Annotated in this window: 12 protein-coding genes and 1 pseudogene; 11 read left to right on the forward strand and 2 right to left on the reverse strand. The window is 50.5% G+C overall.

Features of this window, described 5'->3' with window-relative positions; genetic code table 11:
* Positions 1 to 81 precede the first annotated feature (81 nt).
* Positions 82 to 1,299: an amidohydrolase gene (locus QP503_RS07020; protein WP_103633590.1), complete on the reverse strand. Its 1,218-nt coding sequence runs from the start codon at positions 1,297 to 1,299 to the stop codon at positions 82 to 84.
* 438 nt (positions 1,300 to 1,737) lie between these two features.
* On the opposite strand from QP503_RS07020, the gene QP503_RS07025 reads away from it, so the two are divergent.
* The 6 genes and pseudogenes from QP503_RS07025 (at position 1,738) to QP503_RS07050 (ending at position 10,210) form a co-directional block, all read left to right on the forward strand.
* The gene (locus QP503_RS07025) at positions 1,738 to 2,970 is read left to right on the forward strand and encodes a YPDG domain-containing protein (protein WP_219811055.1); all 1,233 of its coding nucleotides are present in this window, start codon (positions 1,738 to 1,740) and stop codon (positions 2,968 to 2,970) included.
* A 187-nt stretch (positions 2,971 to 3,157) separates the two neighbouring features.
* Positions 3,158 to 4,280, forward strand: a pseudogene (locus QP503_RS07030) (IS1249 family transposase).
* A 352-nt stretch (positions 4,281 to 4,632) separates the two neighbouring features.
* Positions 4,633 to 8,007: a tetratricopeptide repeat protein gene (locus QP503_RS07035; RefSeq protein ID WP_103633591.1), complete on the forward strand. Its 3,375-nt coding sequence runs from the start codon at positions 4,633 to 4,635 to the stop codon at positions 8,005 to 8,007.
* A gap of 381 nt (positions 8,008 to 8,388) precedes the next feature.
* Positions 8,389 to 8,703 (forward strand): hypothetical protein, encoded by a 315-nt coding sequence (locus tag QP503_RS07040; protein ID WP_006681613.1) that lies wholly within the window; start codon positions 8,389 to 8,391, stop codon positions 8,701 to 8,703.
* 99 nt (positions 8,704 to 8,802) lie between these two features.
* Positions 8,803 to 9,507: a DarT ssDNA thymidine ADP-ribosyltransferase family protein gene (locus tag QP503_RS07045; RefSeq protein WP_006681612.1), complete on the forward strand. Its 705-nt coding sequence runs from the start codon at positions 8,803 to 8,805 to the stop codon at positions 9,505 to 9,507.
* A complete protein-coding gene (locus tag QP503_RS07050) occupies positions 9,500 to 10,210 on the forward strand; it encodes a DarT1-associated NADAR antitoxin family protein (protein WP_103633592.1) in 711 nt (236 codons plus the stop codon). The genes QP503_RS07045 and QP503_RS07050 overlap by 8 nt, the downstream gene beginning before the upstream one ends.
* 227 nt (positions 10,211 to 10,437) lie before the next feature.
* Here QP503_RS07050 and QP503_RS07055 read toward each other — a convergent pair whose 3' ends face one another.
* Positions 10,438 to 11,424 carry a sugar-binding transcriptional regulator gene (locus QP503_RS07055; RefSeq protein WP_103633593.1) on the reverse strand — a complete coding sequence of 329 codons (987 nt, stop codon included), beginning with the start codon at positions 11,422 to 11,424 and terminating at the stop codon, positions 10,438 to 10,440.
* A 197-nt stretch (positions 11,425 to 11,621) separates the two neighbouring features.
* Between QP503_RS07055 and QP503_RS07060 the strand changes: the two genes are divergently transcribed.
* The 5 genes from QP503_RS07060 to xylB all read left to right on the forward strand — a co-directional run bounded on the left by QP503_RS07060 (position 11,622) and on the right by xylB (position 17,403).
* A complete protein-coding gene (locus tag QP503_RS07060; RefSeq protein ID WP_103633594.1) occupies positions 11,622 to 12,614 on the forward strand; it encodes an ABC transporter permease in 993 nt (330 codons plus the stop codon).
* 66 nt (positions 12,615 to 12,680) lie between these two features.
* Entirely contained in the window at positions 12,681 to 13,706 is a 1,026-nt protein-coding gene (locus QP503_RS07065; RefSeq protein WP_219811056.1) for a substrate-binding domain-containing protein, read from the forward strand.
* Between the two features lie 5 nt (positions 13,707 to 13,711).
* Positions 13,712 to 15,286 carry a sugar ABC transporter ATP-binding protein gene (locus tag QP503_RS07070; protein ID WP_103633595.1) on the forward strand — a complete coding sequence of 525 codons (1,575 nt, stop codon included), beginning with the start codon at positions 13,712 to 13,714 and terminating at the stop codon, positions 15,284 to 15,286.
* A gap of 3 nt (positions 15,287 to 15,289) precedes the next feature.
* Positions 15,290 to 15,928, forward strand: a complete 639-nt coding sequence (locus QP503_RS07075; RefSeq protein ID WP_101627249.1) for an SIS domain-containing protein — start codon at positions 15,290 to 15,292, stop codon at positions 15,926 to 15,928.
* Positions 15,925 to 17,403 (forward strand): xylulokinase, encoded by a 1,479-nt coding sequence (gene xylB, locus QP503_RS07080; RefSeq protein ID WP_103633596.1) that lies wholly within the window; start codon positions 15,925 to 15,927, stop codon positions 17,401 to 17,403. Before QP503_RS07075 ends, xylB begins: the two co-directional genes overlap by 4 nt.
* Positions 17,404 to 17,557: the final 154 nt, after the last annotated feature.

The following is a 17,557-nucleotide window of genomic DNA, read 5'->3' on the forward strand; positions in this document are numbered from 1 at the left end:
TCTACTGCTAGTGAGGCGAGCATTTCAGGGTCGCTGAGGAAAGACTCAATAATCTCTTCGATGCGCGTTTCGATTTCTCCTTTACTTCTTCAACCAGGCCATTACCGCAGCCAAAATCGCTTCGGTGCCGGTGGGTAGCGTGGGCTGCATAACCGGCCCAAACTTGGGGTTGTGGTTGGGATACTGGGGGTCGCCCTCATTGAAGCCACCTAAACCCCAGTAAGTATAGGGAATCCCGAAGGCATCAGGGATGGTACTGAAATCTTCCGAGGCCGATACTTCGCCGCAATCACAGACGCGATCCGACCCGAAATGTGCCATAAACGCGTCAGTCACCTTCTGGGTGGTTTCGGCATCATTATTGGTCAGGGGATAGGAGTCGTAAAGCTCAAACTCGGCAGGCGCGGGGGCTCCGGCTGCTTTGCATTCAGCGTTCACCATCCGTTTTATTGCTTCCAATAGGTGTTCGCGCACCTCTATGTCGTAGGCGCGGATATTCAATAGTAAAGTGGCGCGGTCAGGAATGATATTCGACTTGGAACCGGCCTGCAGCGACCCCACGGTCACTACTGCCATCTTGAAGGGGTTGATTTCGCGGGAAACAATGGTTTGCAGCCGCATCACTATCGCAGAGGCGAGCACCACGGGATCTACTCCCATGTGGGGCATGGAGCCGTGCGAACCTTTGCCATGCACAATAATTTTCAAGGAGGCGCCGGTCGAGAGAATAGCGCCGGAATGGGTGCCGACTGAGCCGGAAGCCATGGGCCCGGCGAGCACGTGCTGTGCTAAGGCCACATCGGGGTGCGGAATTTTGTCAACCAAACCGTCTGCAACCATGGACTTTGCGCCCTCGGCGGTTTCCTCGCCAGGCTGGAAGAGGGCGATATAGGTGCCGCTCCACGCCTGCCGGTTTTCGGAAAGTATCCGGGCAGCACCCAGCCCGGCGGTGACGTGAAAGTCATGTCCGCAGGCGTGCATAACCGGGACTTCATTTCCCTGAGCATCCCGACGCGTCACCGTAGAGGCGTAGGAAAACCCGGTGTCCTCTTTCACCGGCAAAGCATCAATGTCGGCGCGGAACAGCGTGGTTTTGCCCTCGCCGTTCTTAAGTACACCCACAACACCGCCACCGATTCTCTGGGTTACGTACCCAAAGTCTTTTAGCTGTTTGTCAATAAAATCGCAGGTTTCGGTCTCTGCCATAGAAAGCTCGGGGTTTTGATGCAACCACAAATAGGTTTCTTCTTGCCACGAACTGAGCGCTGCTACCGCGCCCTCAATATCTAAATCGGTCATATCTTTATTACCCTTTCTTTATTTCCTAAAATCATTGCGCGACCAGGAGCACCAGCTATCCGCTGTAGATGAGTAAGGTGTACCTTACTTTATGCGATAATCCTCAGTTTTATTTTTATCAATTGGTTATTTGAACGTTGAGGTCAGCATGAGAAAAACATAAAAAACATGAAATAACTTAGTGGGTGGCGCGCTTTGCTTGTCGGTAAAAGTACCGGGTTGCTTGCGGTGGGCGTTTTGGCCCTTGGAGGGCGATTTGGATCGAAGGGGCGCTGTGGTTGCTGGGGGTGATTTGGGTTGGGCGTTTATGAAGTGAGGAGGTGAGGGGTGGCATTTTCACCCTCCCGGTACAAAATTACCCTCCCGCGACGTACCTTATGTATTTTGAGTGCGAAGGCGGTGTGGTGCCTCATTTAGTTTGGAACATATGATGTGTCGTTGTCAGGTTTGGAGGGCCTCAAAGCAAACGACCTGACAGCCTCTAGAAAGAGCAGTCTTCGCGATGATGCAACGCTAGAGGTTACAGATAATACGCCGAACATCTTTGTCGACCTGGTAAAGGCTCAGTTCCTGACGATTCGTGTGAAGGTTGACGGTAGCAACATTCCTTCGGTTAACGATCCTTCTGCGGAGAAGACTCTTCCGGAGTCAATTCGTGACCTTGTTGTCACGCTGACTTCACAAGACGGTGAGCAATACAAGTCCAGCGCAGATGCAGCACATTGGGTAAGCGGAGGTGCATACTCAGTTGCGCAGAACTTTGATCTAGAGATGCTTCCACTGGGCACTTACACAGTGTCGATTTCTGGCCTTGACGACCTCGCTAATGATGATCTGAAAGTCAAGGATGATAGCGTGATTCGTGAGGGCGCAACGGTAGAAATCACGGGTAACACTCCAGACCTCTTCATCGAGTTTGAGACTACTGATAACAAGAACTTCGAGCCTGAGTATCAGGATGGTTCTGGTAAGCCTGGTGTGGATTCGACGGTTCCTGGTCCTACGTTTAAGGACAAGGACGGTAAGGAAACCAAGGCTCCTGAGGGTACTAAGTTCACTCCTGGTGAGGGTGCTCCTGAGGGCTCTAAGGTTGATGAGAACACCGGTGAGGTAACCGTTTCGGTTCCTGAAGGTGAGAAGCCGGGCGACAAGATCACGGTTCCAGTAGTTGTAACATACCCGGATGGTTCGACCGACACGGTTGAAGTAACCGTTACCGTCGGAGAACCTGACCCTGCTGATAATGGCAAGGATTCGGATAAGTGCCAGCCTGAATACCCGAATACTACTGGCAAGGTAAATGACAAGACTGAGATTCCTTTGAAGCCCGGCGACCTGCCAGCAGACACTAAGTGTGAGGTTGATCCAAGTAGCGTGCCGTCAGGCTGGAAGGCTTCTGTGGATAAAAACTGCACTTTGACCGTAGAGCCCGGCAAGGATGCAAAGCCAGGACAGAAGGCTGACATTAAGGTGAACTTCACCTACCCTGATGGCAGCATTGACACGGTGACTGCCCACTTCGAGATTGCAAAATCTGATGCGATCCAAAAGTCTAAGCTTGCACGCACCGGTGCGCAGGTAGCAGGGCTCGCTGGTATCGTAGCCGCAATGGGCGTAGCAGGCCTTGGCCTGGTGCTCGTGCGTCGTCGTCGCGAAGGCGAGGAGAACTAATCGCCTAGCCGACGAAACATCGGCATAACAGTACGGGGGTGAGATCTTAAACGGTCTCACCCCCGTCACTAATTTTCAAACAAAAACTAGAATTTCTGGGCTTATAGGTCATTTCGTGTTGGTTTTTCGTGGACTTTTTGTTGTGTTGGTGGGGGAAAGTCGGGTTTGAAGTCGGTTGAATTCGAGGATGGGAAATCCTCGTTGTTTAGTTTGTGGTGGATCAACACATAAGTGGGGCAAGACTGCTGCTGGTCGAGTCAGGTTTAGGTGTAGTAAGTGTGGAGCGAGTCAGTCGCGTCGCAATGATATTCAAGCGCGGTATTTCGGTGTGTTTTTAGAGTTTGTCACTGGCCGGTTACGCTACCAGGATCTACCTGGTGGGGTCGTAGTGCTCGGCGCCATTTTGAAATGGTTTTGGCGTTTATGGCATAAATGCCCACTGGTGGATGAGGTTCATCATGTGGTGTTTGTAGATGGGATTTATCTAGCCCGTAACGTGGTGGTTTTGATTGCCTGCACTAAAAATCACGTGTTGGGCTGGTATGTGGCCAAAGGCGAGTATTCCGGAGCGTGGCAAGCCTTGTTTGATCGCATTGCCCCACCAGATGTCGTGATCTGCGATGGGGGCAGCGGGATCGCTAGCGCCTTACAAGCTCAGTGGCCTACCACCAGGGTGCAAAGGTGTACTTTTCATGCTTTCAGCGCGGTGAAACGTAAAACTATCACGCGTCCTCGCACCCAGGCCGGAGTGGAACTCTACGGGCTAGCAAAGCGTTTACTACACATAAAAACCCCAGCTCAAGCCACCCAATGGTGAGTAGACCTAGCTGCGTGGAACACTACTTACAAGGCCTTCCTAGCCCAAAAAACAAGACTCGAAAACGGGGCCATAGTTCCCACCCACCGGCGGTTAATAGAAGCGCGTAACTCCCTTAACAACCTCGTACGCAAAGGCGCTCTATTTACCTACCTAGACCCCCACCTACACATCCCCACACAACCCATCCCAGCCACCACCAACCACATTGAAGGCGCCATTAACACCCAACTAAGAGCACTACTGCGCACCCACCGGGGAATGCCTCTCAACCACCGCGTAAAAGCCGTCCTGTGGTGGTGCTACCTACACACTGAAAACCCCGCCACCCCCGCACAAATACTCACCAACACCCACACAGATCAAGAAAATCACCCAACTATTCGCAACCGCCCAACACCGCGCCCAAAAACAAAAACAACTACAAGGCTGGGGCGCAGCCATCAACTGGACCGACCTCCACCACTCCCACCCATGGAAAGAAACCTACTAAACAAAAACCAACACGTTTTGTCCTATAAGCCACCGTTTAGCACCCTGTAAGTAATACAATTACTCGCAGGGTGCTTCTTCGTGTAATGGTTAGTTCACCATGCAACGAAGCGCTAAAAGCGCTGGTCAGAGAGATCTTTATGGGGGCTGATGAGCCTGTTGTCACTTGTGTGTCATCTATATAGATTCAAAGGCTCGGATACCAGTTCATTGGCTGTACCATGCGCTCGAATCAGTTATGCTGAGGGATAACCTAGTAGTTATCATGGCAAGTTTTCCAAGTTACTTAGCCACGCTTTACCTTGACTAATGTGTAATTGGTATTGTGCCGTGTGCTTAGCGGGAGGGGCTGGATGCCAGAGTTATTAGGTCAACACGAATCGATAGCTCAAGACTTACACAGTCGGATTATTGAACTGTCCAATGGTACCTACTCTGGACCACACGTGGTGCTGCTTCGAGGGGCATCCGGTGTTGGCAAGACGGCAATTATTCAGCGTCTATATGAGTTGCTACGATTGGACAACTTTAATAACCCTAGGCATGGGTATGGTCAGTATTGGCCTGAGCTCAATAACGTAGACAATAGTTCCAACCCACTGAGAGATCGAGCACTACTCTCCCCTGAGTTGGATTCCTTTGTTTGGGCGCAGGACACGCTTCCCACGTTTGGATGGTGGTCGTTTAACTGCGAGGAGTTGCGTAATAGTCAAAAAATAGATGTTGTGGCAATGGGGAAAGAGCAGATGGCGACTCATCTGGCACCGTTGTCGCTTGCGTGGTGGGAAGCATCGGGAACTCTCGCTCAAATCGGAAGTGTACTCTCAGAAGTAACGACTCGAGTGCGCAAAGATCTACAATCAGATGTTGCAGATTCATTACTTGAATCCTCCCTCGACGCTCTGAGCATTGGGATACCGCTTCCTGCTACTCTCACATCATGGGTTACTGACATACTACGTTGGGTTGGGAAGAAACGTAAAGACTCCATAAATCTTCACCAAGATGTTTACATGGGAAAACAACATGTTAAGGCTAAGAAGGATGCCGGTAAAGAACTGGCCGAAGCGATCAAATCCTTAACAGCAAAACGCCTGCCTGGAATTGTTGTTGTTGAAGATATGCACCTTATGGGTCCAGAACTTCGATCTCTATTGAATGCGCTAAGTGAACGCGATAATCAACGGCCCGTCATGGTAATTGGTACTGCCTGGCCTGAGGGGATGACTCAGGATGACTTTATGCTATGGCAATCAGAGATGAAAGCAAAGTCGGACGACCAGATGCGACTCATTGATGTTGACGTGCCGTCATTGCAAGAAGAATCTCTTGTTGAGCTTTTGCTTCGCTACGCCCCAGAAACCTCAGAAGATGTCGCAACAAAAGTGGTGGAGAAACTGAATACCCCTTTGTTCCTTCTACTCTGGATTACAGAACCCAATGTTGCACTAGAAATTCGACTGGCAGGAAACAAAATCCTTCTATCAGATAACTTCAAACTACCAGATAGTGTAGAGCAGGTAGTGGAAAACCGCTGGAATGCCTTGCCAGACGATGTAAGAAATGCCCTGACTATAGCAGTGGCTGGAAATCCATCAAATCCAGATATGGACAAACTGAATCGATTCGTGCCAGCTGTAATTTCAGAAGTCTTTAAGGAAATCTATCAAGTCTCGGAAGAAACCACTAAAGAGGCAATCCAAAAAGCCCGAGACCCCATCGGGTGGTGTAGAGGATCAATCCAAGTGACAAATTTCTCTGATCCCCTGCTGGCTAGGCATGTACGAAAATCCGTACAGGGTTTGTCGACTTTGAAGACGCATATGCGAAGGATTACGCAACAAGCTTGTACAAATTGGCTAGACGAACATCGTGAGCACCTTGACTTACCGAACACTACACAGGTCGAGGCAGTGGTGGACTGGTATCTCAAGTTTGCAGATGACGAATCATCACTTACTTTTGCTGCTGCGCAAATACATGTCGCAAGACGCAACATGGAAGCATACGAGTTTTCCAAGGCAATCGAACACTACAATGCGGCTCTCAACGTGATTGCAGAGGTTGCTGGGGACCGAGATCGTACCATGCTACTCCGACAGATTGCGAGTTGCTATTACGCCATGTCTGAGTATAGTGATGCCGAAGCAATCATAATGGAACTGCTTCCTATGCAGATTAGGCTGGATGGGCACTCACATCCAGATACCCTGGCCGTCAAACTTCTTCATGCAAGACTATTGATGAGGAGCGGGGAACCGCTAAGAGCGATGCCAGTCTTGCTTCACATCACAGAGATGTTACAGCAACATTTCTTTGGCAAGTCGATTCCAGAGAATGTAATACAAGAGATTTATATTCCGTTGGTAACACTCAAGGGAGATTTGTCCTTTGAAAGTCATGCTAATGACGATGCCATAGAATTTTACGATCATGGTTCAGAAGTATCAGCGAAGATTTATGGTGAGCGATCCCTGAAAACACTCATTCTTCAGTTGAAACGACTACGCGCAGTACACGCACAGACTCCCGAAAGCGAAGTCGCTTTCGACCAAGGAACCGAGTTATTAACAAAAATTCGAGAAGTCAGCGGTGGACAGTCGGCTGTGGCCCTTGAAGCAGAATCGAACTTGATTTTTTGGGGATACAAGGCACAACAGATTGAAAATGTAGAGGAAGCGTTTCGAGATTTAGATTTAAGGATTCCCAAGTTAAGAGATTATGCCTCACTTCGAGCAGATACTTATTTGTGGGCCGGGGACATCGCACTTGAAGAGCGGAGATTTGCTGATGCTCAGCATTGGTTTTCAGCTTGCTTGTCCGTGGTAAATGAGCACCACGGAGCTTATGATCCATTAAGCCTGCGTGCAGCACACCAGCTAGGCGTCACATTACTGAAACTCGAGCAATATGACTCTGCGCGGGAGGTTGTCGAGACTTTGACTGAAAATGCGCGCATTGTGGTTGGTCCTACTGGAAGTAGCGCGGTGCGTGCGGAAGTCCTCCTCTCGTTGATTTATCAAATCCTGAGGAGAGATGATGAAGCGATCAAGCGGCTTACTAAACTTCGTGCAGAATTTGTTAGTGATTCGAATGCTGACATCGAACTTGTTGAGTTGGTCGATGCCCGCTTGCGTAAGCTTAACTTGGGGGTGAAATTCACTGACTTTTACCCGCTGGTTCAAATGAAGAACGGGCGGTTTGGACGCCTGAGAGGAACTGATGTTGACGATGATCCGCTTTGGTTCATTGAAGGTGATAGGGAGTTCCCCGAAATCACCAATCAGTTGATTGTTATTGGGAATACTGAAAATTTTCTTGAGAGAGCCCCGGAACATTGGGCCTATTACCTAAGCGTTCTTAGTCGTGCTTATCTGAATCTGGGATCATGTTACTGGAGGTCAGGCAAGATAGATGAGGCAGACCAGGCATTTGGAGCTGCCGACAAGTGCGTGAATCTGTATTTCTCTAGAGCAAGCAAGACTGGTGATATCCCTCCTGACCCGGAAATGGCTGAGATGGCTTCAAGGGGGGTGGCGCTTTCCATCAACATGGTGGGTATGCTGGTTGCCCTCAATCTAACTTCTGATATGAGAGAGGTGTTTGATAAGAACAGAGAGCGAGCTTTTGGTCTTTTGAGTCAGCTTAATAATGAAACTCAGGAGAACCTTAGGAACGTGAACCTAGAGTTACTCGAGCAGGTTCTAGTTGAACTAATACCTGAATAGAAAAGTAGACATGAGTCAGGAGCAAAAAGTTCATAAAAGCATGTGTCGAGGCTGTTGACGGAAATGCGTTCTAGAGATATGAAAATACGCCATTCTAACTATTACTTGAATTAGAAATAAATTGAAAGTCAATAGTTAGAAATGGCAGTTCTACCTGTTTCGGCAAATTGTTCATAAAACATGGGCGAGATGTAAATGGATTATTGCAGTGTTTACTCCAAGACCCTAATTAACTTATTCGGGATGTTCCAGTGACTGTTGCTGGTTCGATCTTAGTTGACCGGGCATGTTCAATGCTTAACTTTGAAAATTCGGTTGAATACCCCAAATCACTAGAGTTAATATATAGGTTGGCTTAGCCCCCATTCCAAAATCTCAAACATGGCATCTAAACTCAACATCAATCTGCCCGTCAGTGGCAACCAGAATCTTCTCGGTGATGAGGTAGAGCAGGGCTTTGTCCCAGTCGAGCACGGGACTGCGGACGAAAAGTTGGACCTTTGGGTCTGGTTTGGAGTTCATATGTCTTGTTTGGTTGATGGGTCATGTGCATACGCTGGTGTGGTTCCTCAAGCTGCCGTTATAGAAGTAATTGACGACGAAGATTCGCGCTACGGGGTTGATTGGCGACAAAGAGATCGTTATCAAAAGATCGCCAGTAAGGTTGAGAAAGAATACGGGTGGCGAGAACCGTGATGATGCCATGTAATTGCATACCCTGCGGCTATTACGGTGCCATGATGTTGGGAAACGAACCCTTGTTAAAATATTCTCTTCAGGCAAGGTGACACTGAGATGAGAGAAGTAGTTGAGTATCTCGAAGATAGGGGAGTCGAGCACCTCGTTCATTTTACTCCTATTACAAACTTAGGGGGTATCAAAAAACGCGGTATTCTCCCTCGGAATGAGATTGACGGCTTCCCAGATATTGTATTTGAGGCACTGGATGAAGTACGGCTCGATGAGCGTACAGACATGTCATGTTTCTCGATCTCGTTCCCGAATTTCTTGATGATGTACCGCTACAGAACTAAGCTTTGGAGTCGGGAAGAGGATGTTGCACTTCTATTTATCCCGATTTCCGTGTTATCTGACCTCGAGTATGACCAAGTAGTGTTTTGTCCGTCTAATGCTGCCTCAAGAGAGTGCAGACGTACTGATCCACAAGACTTGCTCGGTCTCGCAGCAGTCGAAAAGTTGTTTGTTGAAGAGATGACCACAAGATCTGGGGTTGTATTCTCTCGACAGAGCGAAGACTTACCAGATTTTCTAACTACGAACCCACAAGCAGAAATCCAGATTGCTGCTACGATTCCATGGGAAAAAGTGTCCTTCGTAGTTGTTAATGATTATGAAACAAAGCAATCTTTGTTGCAATCCGGAATACACAGGAATGTCTACGCCAAGTGGGAAGTCAACAATGATTCATCTTTAAATGTATTTAAGTACCCCAGTTATTGGCGAGCATGGGTGGACGCTGCGGGGGATTTGCATGGCTAAGAGACCAGTCTTTCTTGTTTTGGACCGCCTGCCGTACGTTGATGAGCGGGAGACTGAATTTACGTTCCACCCCGGTTTTTCGATACAACAAAAGCAGCGTTCGATTGCTAGCCTGCATGATTCTTTTCATCTGTTGGAACCAGATCATGCGGTTTTGGAAGTCTCATCTAAAAGTCCTGACAGCCTGGGTGTTGAATTGAGCGCATTTAATCTAAGGATCCATCATCCAGGCTACGGCGAGTATTCAGTTGAATCGGCATTTCAAGCTTCGAAGGTATTTTTACGAGGTGGGCCTTTTGCTGACTTATTTGAGGTCTCAAGCCGTGAGTCAAAAAGCGATCCCCGCTTGAAGGATAGTGGTCAATTGATCGGCTTTCGTTTTTTCTCGCGGGATTTCCCGTTAGAGCCAAAAACTTACTTTTACGACTGGTTATACGCATCTGCTCTGATTCGTAAACCTGATTTGCTTTCAGCAGTCGTCAAGTATGATGCCTTTACTGACATCGAGTTTAATCCGAACAAATCAATTAACTGCCAGGCGCGATCGGTTGCTAAGGCTGTTGGCCTGTGGAGGCAGAATCTGCTGGCTCAAGCCCTATCTTCCCCGGAGATTTTTCTGGAAATAGGCTACGGGCAGAAAGGTTCGGACAGCGGTGTTCCAAGGAAGCCCGAAGGAGTGCAGGTTCAAGATTTTCTTTTCTGACCTGAGCTGAACCCAATAAATGTCGTTCAACTAATCTCATAGAACACGATAGCTCTATAGTCGGTTGGGATGTTTTGCACCCACCTGTTTGGTTTTGCACCCACCTCTGGCGGTCGTGCACCCACCTAGTGCCTAAATGCACCCACCTACACTTCCGTATCCCTTTCAACGTGAAGGCAACAACCAGCCGGACTACTTCGCAGTCCGGGTTTTGTTTTGGCTGGGAGTCAGCGATACTTGCCCTTCGAAATCGCGGGGAGAGTAAGGAGTTTTTGCGCAACTTCCGTGGTAGTAACAAGAGCAGTTGGGATCCCTGAATGACACACGGCGTGGATTGCTTCTGTCTTTTGTGTTCCGCCAGCAACCATCAGGACGTTAGGGACCTTCAAGATTTGCTCGACGGTTATGGAAATACGGCGATCGTTCAGGGAGAGATTGAGGTAGTTGCCGTCGGCATCAAAGAAAACGCCAGTGGAATCGGCCACCGCACCACGCTGATCCAAGACTTCAATGTCGCTCTGAGGAAGCACTTGCTCAAGCTGGGTGACGCGAGAATCCCAAGCGCCGACAGATAAGACTGCGATGTCAATGTCATCGAAGAGCTCAAGGATGCGAGCAACAGCTGGTTCTTTCCTCTGAACCTTCGCCGTTTCAGCTGAAGAACTGAACAGGGGAGCGATAAGCATTCGCCCTTCAACGCCAGATTGCTGACTGATCTGTCCGATCAAAGTGATTGGAGACTTTGAAGGATCGTCACCAATTACTCCTGTAATTTGAACAAACTCTGATGGGGGAAGAGGCCCAAGATAACGGGCGATAGGCATCAAAGTACGACCCCAAGAGAAACCGATGCGGTCGTTCGGTCGAATATTTGTGGAGAGATACTTGGCTGCTTGACGCGCCAGAGTATCTCTTTCGGTTACAACATTTCGGTTAGCTTCAACAAGACAGACATGGTCAAGATGGAGATGGCGAGCAAGAAGCTGAGCTAGCTCATCAATGTTGACGCCAACGTTTGAGATTTCGATTCTGACCATGCCAATGGCGCGGGCTTTTTCGAGCAGGCGGGCAACGCGAAAACGCGAAATGCCAAACTCATTTCCGATCTGCATTTTACTGACATCGTCAAAGTAGAAGCGGCGCGCGATTGCTTCCATGAGTTCAGATTGAGTGAGCTCGGTAGATCCTTGGCGAGGCTGACTGGGGGTGTACATGTTGCAACTCCATAATGCTCAAGCGAGGGAGGACTCCGAATCGCCTTGATATTACTACCAGTATTATCATGTAGCGCTCATTTGAGCGCCGTTTAGGTAGTTGCGTACTCATATGATTGGTGTTAATTTAACCGTATTCGAGCACAACGCGGTGCTCAAGTGAGCAAAGGGAAGTTATGTCGCCTCGAAGAAGACGAATGCCTCAGGAACTTGGCGTTTTCGTTGTTGTTATTTTGGTAGCAGCAGTGATGGGGATTCTTTCACCGGAGTTTCGTACCGCTAGCAACCTTTCAGTGTTGCTTCTTAACGGCTCTGTGGTTACATTCCTTGCTATCGGTCAGGCATGCGTGCTTCTTACCGGTGGCATCGACTTGTCGGTTGGTTCGAACATTGCTTTGACCGGTGTTATTGCAGCAATTGCAATGCACGCCGGTGCGCCATGGTGGGCCGGAGCCCTCGTCGCCATCGTTGTGGGCATCGCAGTCGGTGTCTTCAACGGTGTCATGGTCCACTACGGAAAGCTCCCGCCGTTCATCGTCACCTTCGCAACCTTCGGTATTTCTGCGTCAATCCCGAACATTCTGACTCAGGCCAAGTCGGTGACCATTACCGAGCCGCTCTTCGCGGTCTTCGGTCGTGGCAAGATCTTCTCCGTCCCGGTCCCGATCATCATGGTCATTATCGCGGCACTGGTTATCAGCTACTTCTTGCGTCACACCGCAACAGGTCTTCACATCTACGCAGTTGGTGGCAACCGTGAAACTGCACGTCTTGCCGGCATCAATATCGCGAAGACCACGATTCTGGTCTACGTCATCTCCGGTGTGTGCGCAGCATTTGGTGGCATCATTACGGCTTCTCGTTTGATGGTTGGGTATCCGACAGCAGGCTCGGGCACCGAGCAGTTCTACTCGATTGCATCGGCAGTTGTTGGTGGCGTCAGCCTCTTCGGCGGCGTCGGCACGATTCTCGGTGCATTCATCGGTGCGCTTTTGATCGCTACCGTTTCGAACGGCATGAACGTTATCGGCGTCGACTCTTACTGGCAGCCACTCGTCATCGGCGTGATCATTCTTGGTGGTGTCCTGCTTGATACCAACAAGGCTGGCCTGAACACCCTGACTTCTCGCTTAAAACTAAGAAAAGAAAGCTCAAAGGCTGATACTTCTCAGCCGACCCCATCCCACTGACTTGTTTCAGCAATCGGCTGAAATAACAGAACGTCTCTTCACGCAGAGAACACAACAAGGAGGACAATGATGTCTATTCGCAAGAAGCTTGGTACTACCGCAGTTGTCACTGCAGCAGTACTCACTCTTGGCGCATGTGGTGGTATCGATACGGGCACGGGGAGCAACACCCCAGCCAGTGGCAATGCAGCAGGCTCGGGTGCATCGGCAACTCTGCCGGAATCGTGCTCGTCAGACAATCCGACGATTGCAGTTCTGCTTCCGAACCAGACCAACCCTTACTACGTTGCAATGAAGGAAGGGTTTGAAACCGCTGGAACTGACAACGGCTTCACTGCTGAAGTTCAGATTGCAGACGACGACGATGCGCAGCAGCTCGCTCAGGCAGAAGCTGCACTGCAGAAGAAGCCGTGTGCGCTGGCACTGAACCCCGTGAAGTCCGAGCCGGCAGCAGCAATTGTTCGCGCCGCGAATGACGCTGGTGTCCCCGTATTCACCGTCAACATTATTGTTAACGAAGATGCTCTGAAGGCACAGAACGCAACGGTCATCCAGTACCTGGGTGCAGATAACAAGCAGGGGGGCATTGACACCGCAAAGGTTGTCCTTGAAGACATGGGCACCGACACTGCTCTGAACATTGGTCTGGTCACCGAACCCGATGAGGTTCCGGTTGTTATTCGTGACGAAGGCTTCCAGGAAGCGATCGCCGAGAACCCGAACGCAAAGGTCGTTGCCACTGTTGACGGCAACGTGAAGGTCACCGACTCCCTGGACGTCACCGCAGCAATGCTACAGGGCAACCCGGATATGAATGTCATCTTCGCTTCGACTGGCCCGGCAGCACAGGGCGCGATTGAAGCCGTCAAGGCTTCGGGTCGCGACGTGAAGGTCTACGGCTTCTGCGCACCTGAAATCACGACCACCGATGCATACCCGGCATGTGTGGCACAGGAACCTGCTGACTACGGTAAGCGCGTTGTTGAGCAGATCGCTGCATACGTGAAGGGCGAGACGGTTGAGTCCGAGATTCTCCGTCCGCTGAAGATGTTCCGCAATGGTGAAACCCCTGCAGCTGGAGAGGTTGGCTGAACAACATGGCAATGAAGGACATGCCCAGGGGCGCTGGAAGCTTCGAGGCTAGTGAAATCACAAAGGACTATTCTGGGGTACCTGTGCTCCTGGGTGTGTCCCTCACATTGCACCCCGGTGAGATTGTCGGCCTTGTTGGCCATAACGGTGCAGGCAAGTCGACGCTCTTGAAAGTTTTGTCTGGAGCGCACAAGCAGTCTGGTGGCACGCTTCGTATCAACGGGCAACGCGTTGATTTTGCTTCCCCCTCGGAAGCCATTGATTCAGGCGTCTCGACCGTCTACCAGGAACTGTCACTGCTTCCTAACCTGACGGTTGCCCAGAACGTATGGCTTGGGCGTGAGCCTCGTCGCGCCCCATTTTCTCTCGACCAGGCAAAGATGAAGAAGGGTGCTCAAGAACTCGTAGATGAGTTCGGCATCGACGTTGACGTGGATCGTTTGGTTGGTTCCTACCCGGTCGCAGTTCGTCAGCTATTAGAAATTGCGATTGCCTCAAGTCGTGAAACAAAGTACCTGCTGCTTGACGAGCCGACGACGGCACTTGAAGGTGACCAGGTTACGGAGCTCTTGGCTTATATCCGCAAGATCGCAAGTGAACGTGGCATTGGTGTATTGATAATCAACCACAAGCTTGACGAACTCTACGGAGTTGCAGATCGTATCGTTGCCTTAATGAACGGCAAAGTTCTGCTTGACTCCTCAGTTGAGAGCATTGATCGTCACGCTGTTGTTGCCGCAATTGCTGGCGCAGATCACGCAGAGCGTGTCGAAGTTCAGCGTGAAAAGACCAGCGATCATCCCGTTAAGATGACGGTTGAAAACCTCAAAGGACACCTGTTGAACGGTGTTTCCTTCGAAGCACGTTCTTCGGAGATCCTCGGCATCTACGGCCTTGGCGGTTCTGGACGCTCAGAGTGCCTGCGTGCAATCGCAGGTATTGATCCGGCTACATCCGGTGCGATTGTGATGCCCGATGGTGAGCGTTTTCTGCCGAAGACTCCACGTGAATCGATGAAGCATCGAATCGCATTCTTGACCGAAGAACGCAAGCAAGATGGCATTGTTCCCCAAATGAACAGCTATTTGAACGCTTCGCTTCCGGTTCTTAAGAAGTTCTCCTCTTTCTCATACCTGAACAACAAGAAGCTGGTTGAATCCACGGACGAGCTACTTGAATCAACAGGTATTAAAGGTGACCCGCAGTCGCCGATTACTTCCTTGTCTGGTGGCAACCAGCAGAAGGTGATTATTGCCCGCGCATTGATGCAGGATCCGGAGATCCTGTTGCTCGATGAGCCCAGTAAAGGCGTTGATATCGGCGCAAAGTCCGATATCCATACTCTTTTGCGGAAACTTGCCCACGAAGACGATCGCACGGTCGTCATGGTTTCTTCCGAAGAAGAAGAGATCTTGGACGTTGCAGATCGCGTGCTCGTCTTTGTTGGGGGACAGGTTGTGGCCGGTCCTCTGGATGCTGCGGAACTGGATATCGCAACACTTCGTACGTTGGCATGGCACGAAAGCGATGACGACGCTACGAACCAAACCTCACACGTATATTTAGCTGAAGGTGAATAAACAATGACCCTGACCGTTTCAATGACTGACGAAGAGCTTATCGTCTTTGGACGCAACGAAGCGAGTAGCGAGCTGAGCGCTATCGGCAAGGTTGCCGACCAATTCACAGATTCTTTCGTCGAAACAGTCCACCTGCTCGCAGAGTGCACTGGAAAGGTTATCGTAACCGGTAGCGGAACCTCGTCCACGATTGCACGACGCCTGGCCCACCTCTTGTCCGTCACCTGCAAGCCCGGCTTGTTCGTTCACGCCATGGATGCTTTGCACGGCACAATGGGCGCCATTGAACCCACGGACGTGCTGATCGCGATTTCGAAGGGCGGCGAGTCCGATGAAATCAATAATCTGTGCAAGCTGGTCCACGACAAGGGAACGAAGCTCATTGGACTAGGGGAGCACCCCGAATCGACCTTTGCCTCTTTGTGTGATGTGTTTGTTCACCTTCACACTGATGAAGGCGGAGACCCCGAAAATGTGATTGCAATGGGGTCAACGTTGCTTGCCGCAGTGTGGGGCGACGCGCTTGTTCGTACCATGATGAAGCTGAATGAATGGGATGTTTCCGAGTCCTTGTCGCTCCATCCCGCGGGATTTGTGGGCAAGAGTGCTGAAGAGATTCTACGCCAGCAGGAATCGAAATGACTAACGATCGCCTGGTCATCGGCATTGATCTTTCTACGCAGTCGTGCACGGTTGAAGCCCGACGCGTTGAGGATTTTGAAGTTGTAGCGCGACAACGCCTGCCGTTGGCGTCTACGACTCCGCCTGTTTCAGAACAGAATGCCGATGACTGGTGGGAGGCGCTTGTTCAGGCTTTCCATCTGATGAAAGCTGATATTGATCTGCAGGCTGTTCGTGCGATTGGTGTCAGCGGTCAGTGTCATGGTCTTGTTCCGCTGGATGGGGACAACCATGTGATTCGTCCTGTGAAGTTGTGGAATGACACAACATCAGCGCCTCAGATTGATGCGCTTATTACTCGATTTGGCGCCGACTATTGGGCGCAGAGGGTTGGTTCTGTCCCGACTGCTGCCTTCACGATCGGTAAGCTCGCATGGCTTATTGAGAATGAGCCGGCCACGATTGCACGCCTACACCGTATTCTGTTGCCTCACGATTACTTGGTTTTCAAGCTGACGGGTGAAGCAGTCACAGATCGTTCGGAAGCTTCTGGCACCGGCTACTTTAATTCGCAGTCGAATTCCTATGATTTCGAATTGCTACGCGGATGCTTCGGCGACGTGTTGACGTGGGAATCATTGTTCCCGCGGGTCGGTCAGCCCAATGATGTGGCTGGAACCGTCCTTCCTGACGTTGCCAACTTGCTGGGGCTACCCACTGATGCGGTTGTAACCGTCGGTGGTGGTGACCAACATATGGCTGCTCTGGGACTTGGAATCAATGACGGTGACGTAGTTTTCAGCTTGGGCACCAGTGGCGTTGTGTACACGTCCAGTAGCGTTCCCGTTACATCTGGAATCGTGGATGGTGTTGCGAACGTTGTGGGTGGCTACTTGCCTCTGGCATGCACGTTGAACTGCACGAAGGTAACGGATTGGGCTGCGCGTCTGCTGGGAGTTTCTGTGCAGGAACTTGATCAGCTGGCATTGGATGCGTATCGCTCCCATGATCCGTTCCCTGTTTTTGCTGCGTACCTTGATGGGGAGCGTTCGCCAGCGTATCCGGGTACGACTGGTGTGATTGCTGGTTTAACCAGTGATATGACTCGTGAGCGGTTTGCGGAGGCGATCTTCGTTGGGGTTATTGCTGGACTACTGCGAGGCTTGGATGCGATTCATCAGTCTGGTGTGTCTACCGATGGGCGTGCGATTGCTGTAGGCGGTGGTGCACGATCGGCTGCCTATACGCAGATCATCGCTGATCTGCTGGGGCGGTCTATCGATGTGATTCGTGAGCCTGAAGCGACAGCACGAGGGGCCTGTATTCAAGCGTTGTCTGCGATTACGACGGGTGACGTGGTCATCGTGGCGCGTGATCAACAGCCGTCAGTTTTGGCAACGGTGAATCCCCAGGGGCACTTGTCTTGGGATGAAGTCCGCGATCGCTACATTTCAGTGTGTGACTACGCGGCTTCAACCGCGCATCTGCGTTCTTGATCAGATGTTTTGAAGCCTTACGCTTCGCCAAAGTAGATCTTTATGCGACTGCGCGTCCTTGGAGGAATAAGTGTATAGGCATTACGCGTTCAATGACGGTGTAGTCAGTCGCCTGGGTTATTGCGTGCGTATTTCTGTAGGTTGTTGCCACGCC

Origin of the sequence: Pauljensenia sp. UMB0895, from assembly GCF_030218905.1 — a bacterium.
GTDB lineage: Bacteria > Actinomycetota > Actinomycetes > Actinomycetales > Actinomycetaceae > Pauljensenia > Pauljensenia turicensis_A.